This window comes from Bilophila sp. (assembly GCF_057864385.1).
In genome coordinates this window covers 68,028-84,653 of sequence record NZ_DBMAFI010000014.1, presented here as the reverse complement: position 1 = coordinate 84,653, position 16,626 = coordinate 68,028, and the positions used below count along the sequence as shown (strand labels likewise).

The 16,626-nt window shown below is 61.6% G+C and carries 20 protein-coding genes; all 20 read right to left on the bottom strand.

Going from position 1 to position 16,626, the window contains the following annotated elements:
• Positions 1 to 1,298 precede the first annotated feature (1,298 nt).
• The 20 genes from ACZM8Y_RS06695 to ACZM8Y_RS06600 all read right to left on the bottom strand — a co-directional run bounded on the left by ACZM8Y_RS06695 (position 1,299) and on the right by ACZM8Y_RS06600 (position 16,566).
• Complete coding sequence (locus ACZM8Y_RS06695) at positions 1,299 to 1,553, bottom strand: lytic transglycosylase domain-containing protein (RefSeq protein WP_479859533.1); 255 nt, start codon at positions 1,551 to 1,553, stop codon at positions 1,299 to 1,301.
• Between the two features lie 66 nt (positions 1,554 to 1,619).
• On the bottom strand, positions 1,620 to 2,318 hold the full coding sequence (locus ACZM8Y_RS06690) for a lytic transglycosylase domain-containing protein (protein ID WP_479859532.1): 699 nt from the start codon (positions 2,316 to 2,318) through the stop codon (positions 1,620 to 1,622).
• Complete coding sequence (locus ACZM8Y_RS06685; RefSeq protein WP_479859531.1) at positions 2,315 to 2,731, bottom strand: ATP-binding protein; 417 nt, start codon at positions 2,729 to 2,731, stop codon at positions 2,315 to 2,317. Before ACZM8Y_RS06685 ends, ACZM8Y_RS06690 begins: the two co-directional genes overlap by 4 nt.
• A gap of 10 nt (positions 2,732 to 2,741) precedes the next feature.
• Positions 2,742 to 3,077 (bottom strand): STAS domain-containing protein, encoded by a 336-nt coding sequence (locus ACZM8Y_RS06680; protein WP_337431973.1) that lies wholly within the window; start codon positions 3,075 to 3,077, stop codon positions 2,742 to 2,744.
• Positions 3,078 to 3,100: 23 nt separating this feature from the next.
• Positions 3,101 to 3,748 carry a type III secretion system export apparatus subunit SctR gene (gene sctR / locus ACZM8Y_RS06675; RefSeq protein WP_482333188.1) on the bottom strand — a complete coding sequence of 216 codons (648 nt, stop codon included), beginning with the start codon at positions 3,746 to 3,748 and terminating at the stop codon, positions 3,101 to 3,103.
• 2 nt (positions 3,749 to 3,750) lie between these two features.
• Positions 3,751 to 4,806 (bottom strand): type III secretion system cytoplasmic ring protein SctQ, encoded by a 1,056-nt coding sequence (gene sctQ / locus ACZM8Y_RS06670; RefSeq protein ID WP_479859530.1) that lies wholly within the window; start codon positions 4,804 to 4,806, stop codon positions 3,751 to 3,753.
• 98 nt (positions 4,807 to 4,904) lie between these two features.
• The gene (locus ACZM8Y_RS06665; protein ID WP_302552419.1) at positions 4,905 to 5,573 is read right to left on the bottom strand and encodes a type III secretion HpaP family protein; all 669 of its coding nucleotides are present in this window, start codon (positions 5,571 to 5,573) and stop codon (positions 4,905 to 4,907) included.
• Positions 5,574 to 5,803: 230 nt separating this feature from the next.
• Positions 5,804 to 6,295 carry a type III secretion protein gene (locus ACZM8Y_RS06660; RefSeq protein ID WP_482333184.1) on the bottom strand — a complete coding sequence of 164 codons (492 nt, stop codon included), beginning with the start codon at positions 6,293 to 6,295 and terminating at the stop codon, positions 5,804 to 5,806.
• A 2-nt stretch (positions 6,296 to 6,297) separates the two neighbouring features.
• Complete coding sequence (gene sctN, locus ACZM8Y_RS06655; RefSeq protein ID WP_482333182.1) at positions 6,298 to 7,614, bottom strand: type III secretion system ATPase SctN; 1,317 nt, start codon at positions 7,612 to 7,614, stop codon at positions 6,298 to 6,300.
• A 321-nt stretch (positions 7,615 to 7,935) separates the two neighbouring features.
• Positions 7,936 to 8,556: an HrpE/YscL family type III secretion apparatus protein gene (locus tag ACZM8Y_RS06650; RefSeq protein ID WP_482333180.1), complete on the bottom strand. Its 621-nt coding sequence runs from the start codon at positions 8,554 to 8,556 to the stop codon at positions 7,936 to 7,938.
• On the bottom strand, positions 8,535 to 9,167 hold the full coding sequence (locus ACZM8Y_RS06645; RefSeq protein ID WP_489501679.1) for a sulfate adenylyltransferase: 633 nt from the start codon (positions 9,165 to 9,167) through the stop codon (positions 8,535 to 8,537). Before ACZM8Y_RS06645 ends, ACZM8Y_RS06650 begins: the two co-directional genes overlap by 22 nt.
• Before the next feature lie 50 nt (positions 9,168 to 9,217).
• A complete protein-coding gene (gene sctJ, locus ACZM8Y_RS06640) occupies positions 9,218 to 9,994 on the bottom strand; it encodes a type III secretion system inner membrane ring lipoprotein SctJ (RefSeq protein ID WP_337431969.1) in 777 nt (258 codons plus the stop codon).
• Between the two features lie 60 nt (positions 9,995 to 10,054).
• Positions 10,055 to 10,615 carry a hypothetical protein gene (locus ACZM8Y_RS06635; protein ID WP_482334673.1) on the bottom strand — a complete coding sequence of 187 codons (561 nt, stop codon included), beginning with the start codon at positions 10,613 to 10,615 and terminating at the stop codon, positions 10,055 to 10,057.
• Positions 10,616 to 10,641: 26 nt separating this feature from the next.
• Positions 10,642 to 11,016, bottom strand: coding sequence for a tetratricopeptide repeat protein (locus tag ACZM8Y_RS06630; protein ID WP_482334671.1), 375 nt, complete (start codon positions 11,014 to 11,016; stop codon positions 10,642 to 10,644).
• Between the two features lie 184 nt (positions 11,017 to 11,200).
• Positions 11,201 to 11,461: an EscF/YscF/HrpA family type III secretion system needle major subunit gene (locus tag ACZM8Y_RS06625; protein ID WP_482334669.1), complete on the bottom strand. Its 261-nt coding sequence runs from the start codon at positions 11,459 to 11,461 to the stop codon at positions 11,201 to 11,203.
• Between the two features lie 28 nt (positions 11,462 to 11,489).
• The gene (locus ACZM8Y_RS06620) at positions 11,490 to 11,693 is read right to left on the bottom strand and encodes a hypothetical protein (protein ID WP_337431965.1); all 204 of its coding nucleotides are present in this window, start codon (positions 11,691 to 11,693) and stop codon (positions 11,490 to 11,492) included.
• Positions 11,686 to 13,170, bottom strand: a complete 1,485-nt coding sequence (sctD, locus tag ACZM8Y_RS06615; RefSeq protein ID WP_482334667.1) for a type III secretion system inner membrane ring subunit SctD — start codon at positions 13,168 to 13,170, stop codon at positions 11,686 to 11,688. The genes ACZM8Y_RS06620 and sctD overlap by 8 nt, the downstream gene beginning before the upstream one ends.
• Positions 13,167 to 15,041, bottom strand: a complete 1,875-nt coding sequence (gene sctC, locus ACZM8Y_RS06610) for a type III secretion system outer membrane ring subunit SctC (RefSeq protein ID WP_487480034.1) — start codon at positions 15,039 to 15,041, stop codon at positions 13,167 to 13,169. Before sctC ends, sctD begins: the two co-directional genes overlap by 4 nt.
• Positions 15,041 to 15,484, bottom strand: coding sequence for a CesT family type III secretion system chaperone (locus tag ACZM8Y_RS06605; RefSeq protein WP_482334892.1), 444 nt, complete (start codon positions 15,482 to 15,484; stop codon positions 15,041 to 15,043). The genes sctC and ACZM8Y_RS06605 overlap by 1 nt, the downstream gene beginning before the upstream one ends.
• A gap of 755 nt (positions 15,485 to 16,239) precedes the next feature.
• Entirely contained in the window at positions 16,240 to 16,566 is a 327-nt protein-coding gene (locus tag ACZM8Y_RS06600) for a hypothetical protein (RefSeq protein ID WP_487480033.1), read from the bottom strand.
• Positions 16,567 to 16,626: the final 60 nt, after the last annotated feature.

The following is a 16,626-nucleotide window of genomic DNA, read 5'->3' as shown; positions in this document are numbered from 1 at the left end:
CCTTTCTGGAGAAAGGGCCCTCCTCCCCTCCCCACGCCCCTCCCCTCCTCCACCAAAGACTTTCACTCTTATGGAATCCCTCGCGGCGGCTTTTCCGTGCGGCGAGGGATTTTCTTTGTGTATTCTGTCTGCTTTTTGGGGAAGGCTCTTTCACAGGATATGATTGGCATATTCATACCATGCGGTGAATATATAATATCTTTATTATAAGGCTCCTTGACCGAACCATGCCATTGATTCTTTATTGGGGATTTCAAGAAAAAACATGGCTCTGTCATGGAATGTGGTGGCCATGTCGCTAATTAGATATAATCCATTGAAATTATTTAACCATTTTAAACCATAAAAAGATTATTTTCAATAGTTACATATAAAAACGGCGATACAACCTTGTTTTATCTCTACAGTATGGTGAAAATACAGCCTTTTTCTCCAAGTTTTCTGTTGGAGGGCTCTATGGTTGAGATATTTTATTGGTTATTCCTTTTGAGCTTCAAGAAAGCATCAACCGTTTCCTATGACACAGCCAAAAATGTCAGTCTATATTACTGTAAACGGTTGATGCTTTCTTAAGGTTTCAAAGGGATCACCGACAAAGCGCCACAGCTATGGAATCCGCCAGCGAAAAAACGGACAAAAATCTATAGTTTCAGTATATTGTGAATATAAAAGGCTGTGTCATAGAAAACGGTTGATACTTTATTTCCTTGAAATTCCAAAGAAATAACCAATAAAATCCCCAATCACAGAGCCCACCAGCGGAAAAATTGGAGAAAAAGTATATATTTTCAATATATTGCTAAAACAAAACAACCGTGTACTATGACAGAGCCATATAAAAAAGGCTGTGTTATAGAAAACGGTTGGTGCTTTTTTCCTTGAAGTTCCAAAGGGATAATCGGAAAAATGCCTTAGCCGTGGATCCCGCCAAGGGGAAAACCGGAGAAAAAGGCTGTATTTTTCACCGCACTGTGGAGATGAAACAACCACATACTATGGCAGAGCCATATAAAAAACAGCCACGCCCTATGATTGGGCTAAGCGTCAATGGGTTGCGATGACGAAACATTCGCCTTTTCGATGATTTTCTAAAAAATTTATTTTGAATTTCAGATGGTTGAAATGCGGTTTTCATTGCAAAAGTGAACACCTCCGATAGCGGATCTTTTGAGAAAGAAGAAACGGGAACGGAGGGAGTTTTTCAAAAACGGACTGACGCAAGGGGACAGGCAAAAGTTACGCGGCGGGCTATGAGAAGAGGCTTTGTACGCCCATGATGGAAAACATCCCTTTCAAGCTTATTTGCCCTGCTCCGCTCCGGTTCCCAGCAGAGACAGCACCTTGCTTACATAGGCTTGGGTTTCGGCGAAAGGCGGGATGCCCCCGTAGCGCAGGACGTTGCCCGGCCCGGCGTTGTAGGCGGCGAGTGCGAGATCGAGCCTGCCGAAACGGTCAAGCTGCTGGCGCAGGTAGCGGCTCCCGGCGTCCACGTTGGCCTCAGGAGCGAAAGGAGGGAGTTTTTCAAAAGCGAACTGGCGCAGGGGGACAGGCAAAAGTTGCGCGGCGGGCTATGAAAAGGGGCTTTGTACGCCCCATGATGGGAAACATCCTTTTCAGGCTTATTTGCCCTGCTCCGATCCGGTTCCCAGCAGAGACAGCACCTTGCTTACATAGGCTTGGGTTTCGGCGAAAGGCGGGATGCCCCCATAGCGCAGGACGTTGCCCGGCCCGGCATTGTAGGCGGCGAGTGCGAGATCGAGCCTGCCGAAACGGTCAAGCTGCTGGCGAAGGTAACGGCTCCCGGCGTCCACGTTGGCCTCAGGATCGAAAGGATCGATGACGCCGAGCACCTGTTGCGTCTCCGGCATAAGCTGCATGAGCCCCTGCGCGCCTTTCCCGGATTCGGCGATATTTTCAAAATTGGACTCCACCTTGATCACCGCCGCGATAAGACGGGGATCGAGCCCGTATCGCTCGCTGGCCTTGGCTACGAGATCCCGCCAGACGGCGGGCGGGGGGAGCGCCCCTTTTCCGGCATGGGCGCGGAGAACCAGTTGAGGCGACACCATGCGCGGCAGGGACAGCGCCGCCGCATGGGGCGACAGCGCGTAAATGTCCATCTGGTCGAGCAGGTTTTCCGTAGGGATGGAGGGACGCGGCGGCAGGGGGCTTTCGGATTGGGTGCCGGGATTCACGGGGCGCAGGCGTTGGGCCGGACGCTCGTCCGTCGAACGCTCCTCATGCAGGATGACGCCCGCCGAAGCCGTGCCGGACACGACCATCCCCGCCGCCAAACAAAAACTCAGGACACGGATCACTCTGGCAACGCGAAATAAAGTTCAATGATATTCGACTGTTCGCAGTAGGCATAGGTATAGTGGGCCACTACGGACTTGATCAAATGGATGCCGAGCCCACCCACGGGGCGCTCGTCCACGCCGAGCGACACATCTGGAACCGGCGCCTCAAGGAAAGGATCGAAAGGCGCGCCCCAGTCCTGCACCTTAAAGCAGAAGTACGGCACGTTGTCGAGCCTCACTTCCCGGCAGGCGACCTGCGCTTCGCCGGGGGCATCCGGGTAGGCATAGCTGAATACGTTGACCAAAAGCTCCTCAGCGGCAAGCTCCACCTGCGGGATCAGCGGCCTGTATGCGGGAGGGATGGCCTCGTGGATAAAGGTATTGACATTCGCCAACTGCTCAAGGCTGGCCGGAACGCTGAGCGTCGCCATGATCGCCTCCTCAGGAAAGGGCGCTGACGGCCTCGTCGCGCGTGGCGTAGATGGGAAGCATCGAGCTGAACCCCGAAATCTTGAAAACTTCCGCCACCATCGACTGCATGGAGCAAAACGCCAGCGTCGCCGCGGCGGACTTGCTCGCCTTGACCATCGTCAAAATGACCCGCAACCCTGCCGAACTGATGTATTCGACGCCGCCAAGATCCACCACGACCCTTTTGGCCCCGGAATCCAAAAGCTCGCGGCAGGAGGTTTCAAAAACGTTCGCCGTGGTTGCGTCAATCCTTCCGGTAAGCGCAATGATGCTGACGCAGCCCTGTTCCGATGTAACGACTTGCATACGTATTCTTCCTGATGTTGTTGCTATTTATAGCTTAAGAGCAATCCTTGACTGATCTTGAGCCACCCGTCAAGGGTCACGAAAAGCAGGAGTTTGAAGGGCAGGGAAATGGTCATGGGGGATACCATCATCATGCCCATCGCCAACAGGATGTTGGAGATGATGAGGTCGATGGCGATAAACGGCAGATACAGCAGGAACCCCACCTGAAACGCCTTGGTCAATTCGGAAATGGTGAACGCGGGCACGAGGATCAGCAGGTTGTCTTTGGAAATCCGATCATGCTGTTCCTTGGGCCAGATGCGTTTCGCCGTGCTCATGAAGGCCCGGAGCACGCCGTCCTCCGTATTGTCCGAGAGGAACTTGCGCAGCGGCGGCGACAGCTTGTCGACGATACCGATGACTTCCTTCGGCGAAGGATCCGCGCTGATCTGGAGTTTCCCGGCGATGTCCATCGTACTCATCATGGGGGCCATGATGAACAGGCTCAAGATGATGGCAAGGCCGTTCATGACCATCGCGGGCGGAACCTGCTGCACGCCGAGGGCGTTGCGCACGAGCGACGTGACCACAACGATCTTCACGTAGGACGTGACCATCATCAGGAAAAACGGGGCAAGGCCCAACAGCGCCATGCCCGCAATGAAATACAACGGATTCACGCCCGTCATGCCTATTCTCCCGCCTTGCCGAGGCTGACGACCTGCACGCCGAGCGTCCCGTTCAGATCCACCAGTCGCCCCTTGCCGATGGATTTGCCGTTGGCGTACAGCGTGACCGGGGCGAGCGCATCGCCGCCGAACGCAAAGGTATAGCCGGCGGCGAGCGTCTCCACGTCCCGCACCGTCATGAGGCGGCGTTCCAGTTCAAAGGTCAGCGTCACTTCCAGTTCGCCGGCATCGACGCCTTCGGACGGCGCGGCCCCGGCAGCCGCATTGTTTTCGTCGGACATGGGCTCCTCCTCAGGGTTCAGGACGGAAAGGATGGTCGCACGGCCCTCCGCAAGGGAGCAGGCGAACGCAAGGGAACGCGACGTGGCGCAGAGGCGGAGCGCAGCGCGGCCCTCGCGCGCCGGATAAACTTCCGGCAGCAGCACGTCGTCAGGTTCAAGGGAAGACAACTCGTTGACGGAAAGCCGCATACGGCCCGCTTCGAGGCTGACCGGAACCGGCACGTTCCCGGCAAGCCCCGGTACGCGGCGGCGCGGCAGGGCGTCCAGACGTTCCGCCAGTTCAAGCGCGCTCTCCCGATCCGGCAGGCACAGCCTGACGGGGATCGGATACGCCTCTGCCGAGGCCGCCGCCGGGACGCGCAGCGTCAGGGGGAGCGCACAAACGGCCGGTTCCGCCGCCTTGATCATCCGAATGTTGCGGACAGCCAGCGGCACATGCAAAAAGGATTGGGCCAGTTCCGCCAGAGGAGCCGCCAGCAAGCCGAGAACCGCCAACTGGAGCGCCTCAGGCAGTGCGGCGTCCGGAGGCACATCCGCCACCGCCGGATGCAAAGCCAGCAAGCGCAGGCTGCCGAGTTCCATGCGCCATGCCCGTTCGCCGCAAACGATGTCAAAAGCGCATACCGGAGGAACCGGGGCCGTAAGGTACGCGGCCTCCAGCGCGCACGGCGTACCGGCCACATCAATGGGCCACGGCTGCGCCCGCGTACACAGCAGGTTGAAGACGTGCGCCTCAAGCGGCGAAAGCGCCGGAGCCCGGAAAGGCAGTATCTCCATCTACTCCTCCGCCCCCGGCAATGGAGGGCTTGCTGCAAAAGGTTGCGGACCGCGCCCCTTCAAACGGCTGGCGCGGCGTTCCTCCCCGTGCGCCGGGTTCAGGCATCCCGTTCGTCCGGGGCGACATACTCGCCGCGCGACTGCCGGCGCCCATCGCCGTTTTCGGCTTCGGCCCCGTCCCCTTCGGAAACCACTTCGACGCGGACATCCTTTTCAAACGGCTCAAGCCGCGCCTTCAAGGATTCCTGCGCGCCGACGAGGGTTTGAAAGGATGCGGCGTTGTCCGTCGCCAAACGAACCGACAGCATGCCGTCGATCCCGCGCTGAAGCCGGATTTCGGTTCCGGGGAGGATATCCTTGCCAAGGGTAAGGCGGATCTCGTGGCCCCCATCAGGCCCGGAAACCAGAATCCGCTCCACGAGCTTTTCCGCCAGCGCGCCCAAATCCGGGGCATCCCCGGACGGAGCCGCCGCTTCAGCCTGCGCCATGCGTCCGGCAAAAAGCGTATCCAGCGGCCCGGCCATCCGGGAAAACATGCTGGAAAGCCCTTCGGCCTCGGCTGGGGCATCCTCATCGGAAGCATGGGAATCCCCGCGCCCTTCGTCGGAACCTCCCCCGGAACCCTGCCGTTCGTCAAGCGGGCCCCGCCGCATGGCCTGCTGAAAGATGTCCACGTCCGCACCTGACGGCGCAGCCATCCCGGACGCCGCAGACCGGCCTTCAGCCTGTCCGAGCCGGGACATATCCACCTTCATAAAATCAGCCATGCGGCACCTCCCGCTTTTCTCCGGTTATGGACGGGTTGTTTCATTGTGAAAGGGCCATCGCTCCAACCGGCACGCAGCCCCCGAAAAGCCATACGCGCATGGCGGACACAAAAACATTTGGGAAGGGGGATACCTTCCGTATCGGCAGATTCCGGGACGCCGGAGGGGAAACGTCCCTCCAGAAAGCCTCCCTTTCCCGCAATGCCCCTGCCCATGCGGGGCGAAACGGCCTAAAGCTCGCCTTCTGCCCCCTGAGGCGGCAGCGGCTTGAATTCTTCCATTTCCAAATCTTCCAGACGCTCGGCCTCGCGCTTGGCCTCGACGAGCCAGATATCCCGATGCGCCACGATCTTGGCCGTCTCGTGCTGGGCCTGCCGCGCGGCTTCCCTGGCCTTGCGCGCATCCTCCTGACGTTTTTTCACGTCCTCAAGCGCTTTGGCAATGGCTTCTTCCAGCTTCAGCTCGCCGTCGGCCAACGCACCGAGCCCGGCCTTGAACACATCCAGTTCCTTGAGGCTCAGGCCCTTGCCCATGATCGCGTCATAGCGGCGCTCAACCTCTTCCTGACGCCAGACCTTGTAACGCTCCAGCTCCCTGCGGCACCGCTCCACCGCCTCCTGCGCCTCAACCACGGCGCGCTCGGCGGCGCTGAGGGCATTCTTTGCCGCATCCTCCCGGTATTCGCGCACTCTAAGCAATGGGGCCAGAGGATACTTTTCCACGCTCAGGCCACCACCTTATACAGCGCCTGCAACGTCTCCTCAAAAGTGCTTTTTTCGTCCAACCCCTGCCTGAGGAACGCGTTTACGGCGTTGATCCGGGCCAGCGCGTCGTCGGCTTCCTTGTCAGAGCCTTTCTTGTATTCGCCGATCTGCACAAGCAATTCCACCTCGGCGAACTTCGCCAGCACCTTGCGGAGCGCCTGCGCGGCTTTCTTGTGCTCCTTCGTAACGATGGCGTTCATGACGCGGCTGACGCTGGCCTGCACGTCGATGGCGGGGTAGTGGTTCGCCGCCGCCAGCTTGCGGGACAGGATGATGTGCCCGTCAAGGATGGAGCGGGTTTCGTCCGCGATGGGCTCCGTCATGTCGTCGCCCTCCACCAGCACGGTATACAACGCCGTGATGGAGCCCTTGTCCGAATTGCCCGCCCGTTCCATCAGCTTGGGAAGCGTCGAAAACACGGACGGGGGGAAGCCGCGCCGGGTCGGGGGCTCGCCCGCGGCAAGGCCGATTTCGCGCTGGGCGCGCCCGAAACGGGTCACCGAGTCCATCATGAGCAGAACGCTCTTGTGCTGATCCCGGAAATATTCCGCCACCGCCGTGGCCGTGTACGCGGCCTTGAGGCGCTCCATCGACGAACGGTCGGATGTGGACACGACCAGCACGGCCTTTTTCCGCCCTTCCGGGCCAAGGTCGTTCTCAATGAACTCGCGCACTTCTCGGCCGCGCTCGCCGATCAGCGCCAACACGCACACGTCGGCGGAACAGCCTTTGATGATGCTGGACAAGAGCGTACTTTTACCGCCGCCTGCCGCCGCGAAAATGCCCATGCGCTGGCCTTCGCCGCAGGTAAGCACCCCGTCGAGCACGCGCAGGCCCAGAGAAATCGGCCTGTCGATGATCTTGCGGAGCATGGGGTTCGGGGGATCGGCGTAGACCGGATAATGAGTCCGGGGCTTGAGCGGCGGCCCGCCGTCGATGGGATCGCCGAGCCCGTTCAGGACGCGCCCAAGAAGATCCTCACCCACGGGCACGGAATGGATTTCCCCCGTCGGGATGACTTCGGTGGCGGGCGAAATGCCCTGCAAATCGCCGAGCGGCGTCAACAGGGCCACCTGCTTGACGAAGCCCACGACCTCGGCCCGGAGCGTCCAATCCTCCCACGGGTTGCGCAGGATGCACAGTTCGCCGACCTTCACCCCCGGCACCACGGCCCGGATGATGGTTCCCACGACCTGCTCCACGCGGCCCCGCACCTCCACCGAGGTGGTGGACTGCACCGCTTCCTCAAGAAGCGCTCCGATATATTCAAAGGCCATAGGGCATCCGTCCGTTTATCAAACCATATCCGCGGGATGCGGCAGGCATTCGCCCGATTGCCCCGCAGGGGGAGACGTTCACGCGTTCAATGAAAACGACGCCATAGCAAGCCACAATGCCAACTGAACACGTCCCCAAAATATCAGAAAAGTGAATATCCCTGAGGGCACAGGTGGGCACCCTCCCCTTTCCCAATCGCGCCGCGAGCGGCATACGCCGCCCTGTACTGGGGGAACCGTATACACCAATGAACCGGGCCGCGCCCATATGTGGGGCCTGCGGCTGAATCGGCTGTCGGCGCTGTCCACACCCGGTTCGCGCTATGAAGCGATTTTTGCGCGCAGGGCGTTTTCCAGCGCCTTGAGCTGCGTCTCAAGGCTGGCGTCAACCACGCCGAGCTCGCTTTCCAAGAGGCACGCCCCCCGCTCAAGACGCGCATCCGACACGACATCCAGAAAACTGGCCCCGCCCGGCGCGGAGGCCAGCATGGACGCCAACTCCTCCCGGACGGCCTTTTCGTCAGCGGGCGCCACGCGGATCGTCACGTGCTGCTGATTGCGAACCGTCACCAGCGCATTGCGGACGATACGGACGATGCGTTCGTTTTCGTCAATCTCGCCGATGACCTTGCGCACGGCCGCCGTAACCACATTCACCAGCGTGGCCTCAATGCCTTCGATGTACTCGACCGACGACAGCACGGTCTCCATTACCTTCTCGGCATGTTCGAGGCGGCCTTCCTCCACGCCGTCGCGGTAACCTTCCTCGCGCCGCCGCTCATAGGCTTCCCCGGCCTTGCGCTCCATGTCGGCCACGCGCCCGCGGGCCGCGTCAAGCACGGCGTTGGCCTCAAGAAGTATGGCGGCTTCAGAGGCTTTGAGCACACGCGTCCCGGCGGAGGGGGTTACCGTGTCCCCGGTCAATCGAAACAGGGAGCCCATTGCGGTGCGACCTCCTTCAGCAACAGCTTCTTCAGACCAAACCATACGGCCCGCTGAACCGCGGGCGGCACTGACGGCGGCGCATCCTCAAGATTCCCGACGGCCCGTTCCTTCAAGGCGGCGGGCCAAGACGCGCGGCAAATGGCAATCGCCAGACGTCCGTGGCGCTGCATACGTTCCAGAAGCGGCTCCCGGACGTCGCGGCTCAGGAAAAACTGCCGCACACTGCCGAGCTGATATTGCCCGCGCTGGATGCCGTAGCGGTACAGCGGTTCCCCCAGCGCACCACGCAGGGCCAAGACAGGCTCGCGGGCGATGATGCGGGCCAGCTCCGCAGCGTGGACGCACACGCCGAACACCTTGCCCAGACGCTCCAGCTCTTCCGCGCTCAGGAAGGCCAAGCGCCGTGACTCCTCGGTGAAATCCCAAAAGCCTTCTTCCGGCGGGGCGACAGGCCACGCCAATACGGGCGAGCCGCGCCGCGACAGTTCCGCCGCCACAACCGCCGCATCCAAACCGGGAACGCGCCACTCTTCGGGGCAGTCCGGCGCAGCGGAATCCAAGCGGCCGTTGAAGGACAGCATAGCCCGAAACAGTGCGGGTTTCCGCACAATGATGTCCGAAAAAAACGAGGTGTGCATACCTGTCCGGCGTGCCGGCGTTACGACGGCTGATCTTCCGAGGCGTCCGCCGCCTCTTTGCGCTTCCGCAGGGCATCACGCAGGGAAAGCGCCAACAGCACAAGCCCGGCGAGCACCGCCACAAAAACGATTCCGGCCCCGATCAGGGCATACGGCGGCCCGTTCTCCGGCGCAAGCGGCAATCCGAGGAATTTCGGGGCCGGCTGCATGGGCACGGAAACCTGTTCCCGCACAGGAACAAGCATGACGGAGACACGTTCATAGTCGAGATCCGGCACGGCCTTGGACGTAAGCTCACGGATCTTGGCGACCAGATTGACGACGGGCGAGTCCGGGGTATGGCGGAGGAAAACGGCGGCGGAAGGCAGGATACGCGCATCGGTGGCCTGATCCGTGCCTCCGAGCACCACATGGACACGGGACGTCAGCACGCCGTCGATGCGGGAGAAGGTATCGGACAGCTCCTGTGAGATGGCGTAGGCCATGCGGGCCTGCTCTTCCGAGGCGGAGGAGATCATCCCCTGCCCGGAAAAAACTTTGCCGAGGTTTTCGTAGTCCGCCCGCGGGAGGTTGTTCTCCTTCAGGATTTCAAGGGACTGGACAAGCTGATCCTCATCCACGGACAAGGTGAACCCGGCCTTTCCGGCGGCGGTTTTCTCGGCCCGGATGCCGCGCTTGAGCAACGTGGACAGCATCGTATTGACCTGCGCCTCGGTCAGCCCGCGGTACACTTCGACCTGACAGCCCAAAAGCGCCGCGCAGAGCAGCAACACCAACAGGAACGGGAGCCGGCGCATCCCTTTTTTCCCGGATCTACGTGCTTCCGTCATATGTCCACGCCCCGTTTCCGTCACATTCTACCCCTGCTGCTTCAACAGCGATTCAAAACCCTGATTGACCTGCTGCGACAACTTCGCCCCGCCCGTGGCCTGTACCCGGAGCATCCCCACAAGAAACTGCAATTGGTACAGCTCCGCCGCGGAAGCGTTCCCGCCGCCGACCCGCTCAAGCAGCCGGGCCAGCTCCTGCACACCGTCCGCTTGAACAGCATCCGACCGCCCTTCCACGGCCTGCGGCCCGGAAGCCGGTTCCATCCGCATCGGGCCGCCGATGCCGTCAACCCGGCTCCCCTCAGGGATGCCGTACACGGGCCCTTCGGAGCGGCCCGAAGGGATTGCCTCATCCACCCGCGCCACGTCAGGAGTACCCTGCCCGCCCTCCCGTGAGCCTTCGGCAGCGCCCTGCACGGACGGGCCGCCCTGCCCATCCGGTGCGTGCAGCGCATCCTCAAAGGCACGCACCAGCTCGGCGGGAGGCTCCCCCTGCGGGCCAAGGCTCCGCAGTTCGGCCCCCTTGGAGACGCCCAGTTTTTCCAGCGCCTCCAAAAGCTTTGAAGCCCCAAGACCGGAAATGTCCACTGCCACCTCCGCCGGATTGCGCCAGCCTACGGTTCTTGCCGGAGTTTTTCAAGCAGCCCGCCCGCCAGCTCCGCCCTGGGGCCTTCGCCGGCGGCCAGCGGGCCAAGCAGCGCTTCGGCTTCGGCCTGCCGCTTCGCCAGCGTATAACACAGGCCAAGCAGCACCTGCGCATCCCCATCTTCCGGCATGGCGGCCAGCACTTCGTCTTTCAAGATCCGTTCGGCCTCGTCGAAATCATCCACCACAATATGGCTCAGGGCCTTGCCCATAAGGGCGGGCGCGAATCCCGGACGGAGCGCAAGCACCCCCGCATAGACGGTACGCGCATCCAGCACGTTCCCTCTGTGGCATGCGGCGTTGGCGACATCAAGCAAACGGCTGATCTGGGTATCGGACAACATGGCATTTCTCCAATCGTAAAAAGATGCGGGCCGCTCGGCAACCCCGCCTGAACGCAAAAAGGGGAGAAGGGGGCAGCCCCTTCCCCTTGTCCGTCATCCCGCCCGGCGCGCCATGCGCAGGATGGGGCCGCGCGGAGGCATCCGGGGTGCGGCCCCTGAACCAGATTTCGGACGGGAAACAAACTCAGCCGGTACGCTGGGCAAGGCTCTTCATCATATCCGTCATGCTCTTCGTGACGGACGAAAGCGATTCCAGCATCGCATTGTATTGCCCGACTTCAAACTGGAGAACCACCATGTCTTCGGGCTCGACCTTTTCCTGCCCCAGCATTTCGGTCATCTTCGTCTGTAAATTCTTGCCCTTGCTACTGATCGAATCCAAACCGCTGTTGAACAGCTCATTGACGTTCAATCCCGGCGTTCCGCTCGTGCCGCTGATGCTCATGGCAAACTCGCTTTAGTTAAAAATCCTTTTACTTCACCATGTTGTCCATAGCGTGCAACGCTGCCTGCGTCGCTTCCCGGACGGACTGCGCCACAGCCCACTCGTCGGGGGCCAACCCCGTATCCATATGCCGTTTGACGGCCAGATCCATTTCCAGAACCTCATCCCGGATGCCCTGCAGGGCGCGGGGCTCATCAAGGACATCCAGCACGGAAACCATCGCGTCACTCATTGGAACCTCTCAGTCGATACACGATTATCCGCCCATCCTTGCGGAGCTTCAACTCCTTCACATCGATGGACTCGAGCACATATCCGCCGGGAAGCAGGCCGCCCTCAAAGACGCGCTGCCCCGCAGCCAGGCTGACGAAACGCATGGGCGTCAAGGTTACCCCGGTCACCCGGAGTTCCGGCACGTCATCGGCTTGCGGCGCGGGGGCATCCCCCGCCTCCGCCTGCTGCGGCGCAGCGGCTTCGTGCCGGGCTTCGGCCTGAGGCCGCCTTTTCTCGAACGACGCAACCACATCGAATACGACCGGGACGCCGAGTTCCGCCCTGGCCTTGTCCAGCACGCCGTCCAGCCGGATACGCTGGGCCACGTCGAACCGGCCCGCAAGCTCCACCTTTCCGGGCAGGAACCGAACCTGCACAAACGACAGCCCCGCCTCCTTCAAGAGCGGCAACAAAACCGCTTCGACCGCGTCGGCGTGACGGATGGCCCTGTCCAGGCGGCTCCAGACGGCTTGTTCCCGCAGTACCGGGACATCTTCACGGACGGCGGAAAAAGCCTGCTCTTCCACGAGCCCGTCCTTCATGTACCCGGCGATATGCAGGCCGTCATCCGGGTTCTCCGTCTTTTCCTGCACGGAAAGGGAGAACCCCCGGCTGGCGAAGGCCGAGGTTACGGCATCGACCCTGTCCCCACGGAGCGTCACATCAAGATAAACAGGGTATTGCACGCTTTGTGCCAAACGCAGCAGATCGGCCCTTTCAGCATCGTCACGGAGTATCCCCTGCACGCCGACACCTTCACCCTGCGGGAAGACGACCAGCGTGCGAAAACCGTTTTCATCAATAATCGCTTGGATTTCTTTGACTCTCGTTTCCGCGTCCGGGGTTCTGCCCGCATAGGAAAACGTCAGCCCGCACAGGCCCAGCAAAAGAAGGAAGGACAGGGCCAACCTCTGCGGAGGCAAGGAGCGCAGCCGCCCCCAAAGCGTTTTGCCAACGCCGTTGGCGCCTACGGAAGCCCCTTCGTCCAACAGCATCATCGGCTCGCCGAGATCCATGATCGGCTCTTCGGCCTGCGGCTCCACGGGCTCCGGGCGCTCCTGTGCCGAACGCCGCTCCTGCAAGCCCGATGCGACCTGACGCCATGCGTCCGCCGATTCGCCGGGCTCCGCCCACGCCATGCAGGTCAGGCCCAGAAAAAACGGCGTGCGCGCGGGGATGTCCGCGCCATCGGACGGCAAGGGGGCGCCATTGAGCAGCACCTCTCCGTCGAGCGGCGTCACCCGCACGGACGGGACGCCGTCCCCGGAAAAGCCTATGGCGATGTTTGCGTGCCGGGAAGCGACCGAGCTGTCTTGAAGAATGATGTCGCAAGAGTCATCAGACCCTACAAGCTGGCTCCCTGCGGGCAAGACAAGTTCCGCCCCCATGTGGGGGCCGGAAAAAAGGCGAAAGGCCGTCAGACCGGAGGCGCTCATAACGCTCCCGCAGGCCGCGCCTGTGCCTGTGCTCCGGGCGACTGCCCTGCCGCGGGCGGCGACAGCGGGATCGCCGCGGCGGGCGCCACCGGCTCCAGTTTGGGCCGTTTGCGGGAGCACCCGCTCTGCGGGGCCGTCGGAACCCGTTCCTCATAATCGGCCTGCGTCGGTGATCTGTGGAATGTGGGCTCGTCCACGCGGGACGGCGCCGTCGGGTTCTCGCCCAAATGGATGACCTTCGGCGTGATGAGGATCAGGCGCTCCATGCGTTTGGTCCCTTTGCTCGTCGTCTTGAAAAGGTTTCCGAGCACGGGGATGTGCATGAGAATCGGTATCCCGCTGGCATCCGTGGACTTCTGCTCATAGTAGTACCCGCCGATGAGCAGGCTCTGCCCCGCGCCCACAATGGCCTGCGTGTTGATCTTCGTCTGCTTGATGGGCGGAACGCTGTTGGCGCTGACCGGCGTATCCTTGCTGTCGTTCTGATCGTCCTGCACGCTGACCGCAAGTTTGATGGAGGTTTGGCCGTATTCGTCGCGGATGATGTGCGGGGTCACGCGCAGAACCGTCCCCGCCTCGACCTTGAACAGATCCACCGCCTGATAGCCTTCCACCTGAATGTAATAGGTGCTGGTGTTTTCCAGCGTGGCCTGCACGTTGTCCACGGTCAGCACCGAAGGGCGGCCGAGCATCCGGGCTTCGCCTTCCGCCTCCAGCGCCTGAATGCGGGCAAGGAAGAAGTCCGCGCCGTGCGTATAGATGGTGGACAGGTTCATGCCCGTCCCGGACGGTTCGCCCATCGTGGGCAGGGGCGAAAACTTGTCGCCGGTGCCGGAAAACTCGCCTCCGGTGCTCCAGCCCTTGTCCCGGCTGTTCGCGCCCTGATAGGTAACGCCGAGATCGCGCTTGAAGTCGGAATCGATGTCCACGATGGCGGCATGGATTTCCACGAGCTCCACAGGCTTGTCGAGATCCGCGATGACTTTGGCGTAATACGGCATCCGGTATTCGGCGTCATTGACCAGCACCGCATTGACGCGCGGATCGGCCATAATATTCACTTGCGTGGCGTTCTGCGGGGCGGCCTGCCCGCCCTGCTGCGCGTCGGGGGCGGAAGCATCGGGAGCCACGGGCGCCACCCGGCCCTGTGCGATGAGCCCGGTACCGGAGAGCTTGTCCACAGTGGCGGTGTCCTGCGTCACCCGGGTCGTGGAATTGGGCGAACCGGTGACCATAGCCCTGAGGATGCTCGCCACACCGGGGATGGTCACCGTCTTGTCCATGCTGTTGACGGACATGTCTTCCGCCCACGCATATTTGAGCGGAAAGACCCTCATCACGAAATTGCTGACCTGCGCCTCTTCAAAGGCGGTGACGGCGGCCGAAATCTGCGCAAGGTAGGAGGGCGGGCCGGACACGACGATCATCGCGCCGCCCGGAGCGAGCGTTGCGGGCAACTGCGAGGAGAACACCGCCGATTGCCGAAGCATTTGGTACAGGCGCTCCGCCGTCATGGCCCGCGGGGTGATGAACGTCCGCGACAGTTCCGATTCGCTGTAGAAATAAAGGGTGGAGCCGAGCCGATACCATGCCACGCCAAAGGCGGCCTGCATCCCCTTGAGGAAGGTTTCCGGCGGAACGGCGTCAAAACGCCCGCTCACCTTGCCGACCACGCCGGGAGTGAACGAAGCGCCGAGCCCCTGCGAACGGGCGAAATTCGTAAGAATGGCGGTCAGATCCTCATCATCCGCGTAATGCGTATATGGACGGGAAAAGCCCCCCTGAGCGGCAAACGCCGGGCAGGAAGCCAGAAGCACCCCCAAAACGAGCGCCAAAACCATCAAGAGCGAAACGCCACCACGACAACGCATCAGCGCCCCATATTCCAAGCTTGCATACCGGAGAAAAAAGAAAACGCCGACGCGCCACCGCCCTGCACCTGCCTTTTCCACCATGCCAGATCGTTCAAAAAGTCCTTGGCATATACCGGCATCAAGGCAGCGCCCTCCGCTAAAGGCACAACAAGGTGCAGTGAAAACCTGCCATTATCCACCGAAAGAACCGTCCTCCGGGTACGTGCGGCCGCCGCCACACGGGAAGCGCATTTCCGCAAGAGCTCGTCCGCATCCTGTTCCACGTCGGGAAGCGGGCCCAGATCGGCCCGCAGGATGCCCGTCCGCCCGTCAGGGGAAAAAAACTCCATGTCCAAATCGCCCTCAAGGTGAAAGCGAAAGACGCCGTCCGCGCCGGGCGAGGCCTTTTTCCAACCAGCCGCCGCCGTCAATGCGTCAACGGATTCCTGCAAAAGCGACATCTTGCCTCCTTGGGCGACTATGCGGCCTTCCACAACGCCTTGTCAATCACCAAACGCGGATGCCTTGAATGGGCGGCATGGTTTCCCGCCCCACATCCGGGATCTGCCTGTGCGGGCTTCGGCACGGGCCTTTGTACGGCCCCGTTTCGCCAGCGTCCGGGCATCTGCCGATATAAGGCCCGCCCTTCCCATACTCAATGTTTCCTGCGCCCGCATCCGGGCAGCCTCGCCCCCATGCGGCAACGCCCCGGCCTTAGGTCTCCCATCCCGCATCTGGAAAGTTTCCCGCCCCACATCCGGGCATCTGCCGGTGCGGGCTTCGGCACGGGCCTTTATGCGGCCCCGTTTCGCCAGCGTCCGGGCATCCGCCGATATAAGGCCCGCCCTTCCCATACTCAACGTTTCCTGCGCCCGCATCCGGGCAGCCTCGCCCCCATGCGGCAGCGCCCCGGCCTAGTTTCCCATTCCACATCTGGAAAGTTTCCCGCCCCACATCCGGGCAGCCTTGGCGTGCCCCCTATCCGTGGATCGGGATGGCTTCCTCAGCCTAAGCCTGAGCCTCACCGAAGGCAACGCCCCGCCCTTCGGCCCCATCAGGGGCCGCCAGCGAAATCCCCCGAAGCATTGCCCCCGCCCAAGGCGTCCTTTGCCGGGGAGTCCGTTTTCCTCCAGGGTGCCGCCCAGACAGGCGGCAAGGGCCGGGCTGCCCGTTTCCGAGGATATTTTCAGGGCGTACCCCAGACACGCGGCAAAACTCATGCGGAACGCTGGATCAGGAGCCGAAGCGTCCCCCCAGGCAGGCGGCAGAGGTTCCGCACCGTCAACAATAACAGCATCCGCAGGGCGTACCCCTCAGAAGCGCGGCAAAGGTTCCGCACCATCAGCAAGGACGGCATCCGGCTGGGCGTCCCCCACGGAAAGGCGGCGAAAGCAACAGCATTTTGCCGCCATTTTCCGAGGCTGGCTGGCGTACCCAGACAGGCGGCAGAGGCCAGATCATGCCGAACGGGGCACGCCGCGCAGCGTATACCTCTCAGATGCGCGGCAAAGGCCGCCATAAGCGCCGGGCATCCGCCCGTCATACCCCCCAGACATGCGGCACAGGTGGCGCACGTCCTCACATAAAGGCGGGTGGACGGTGC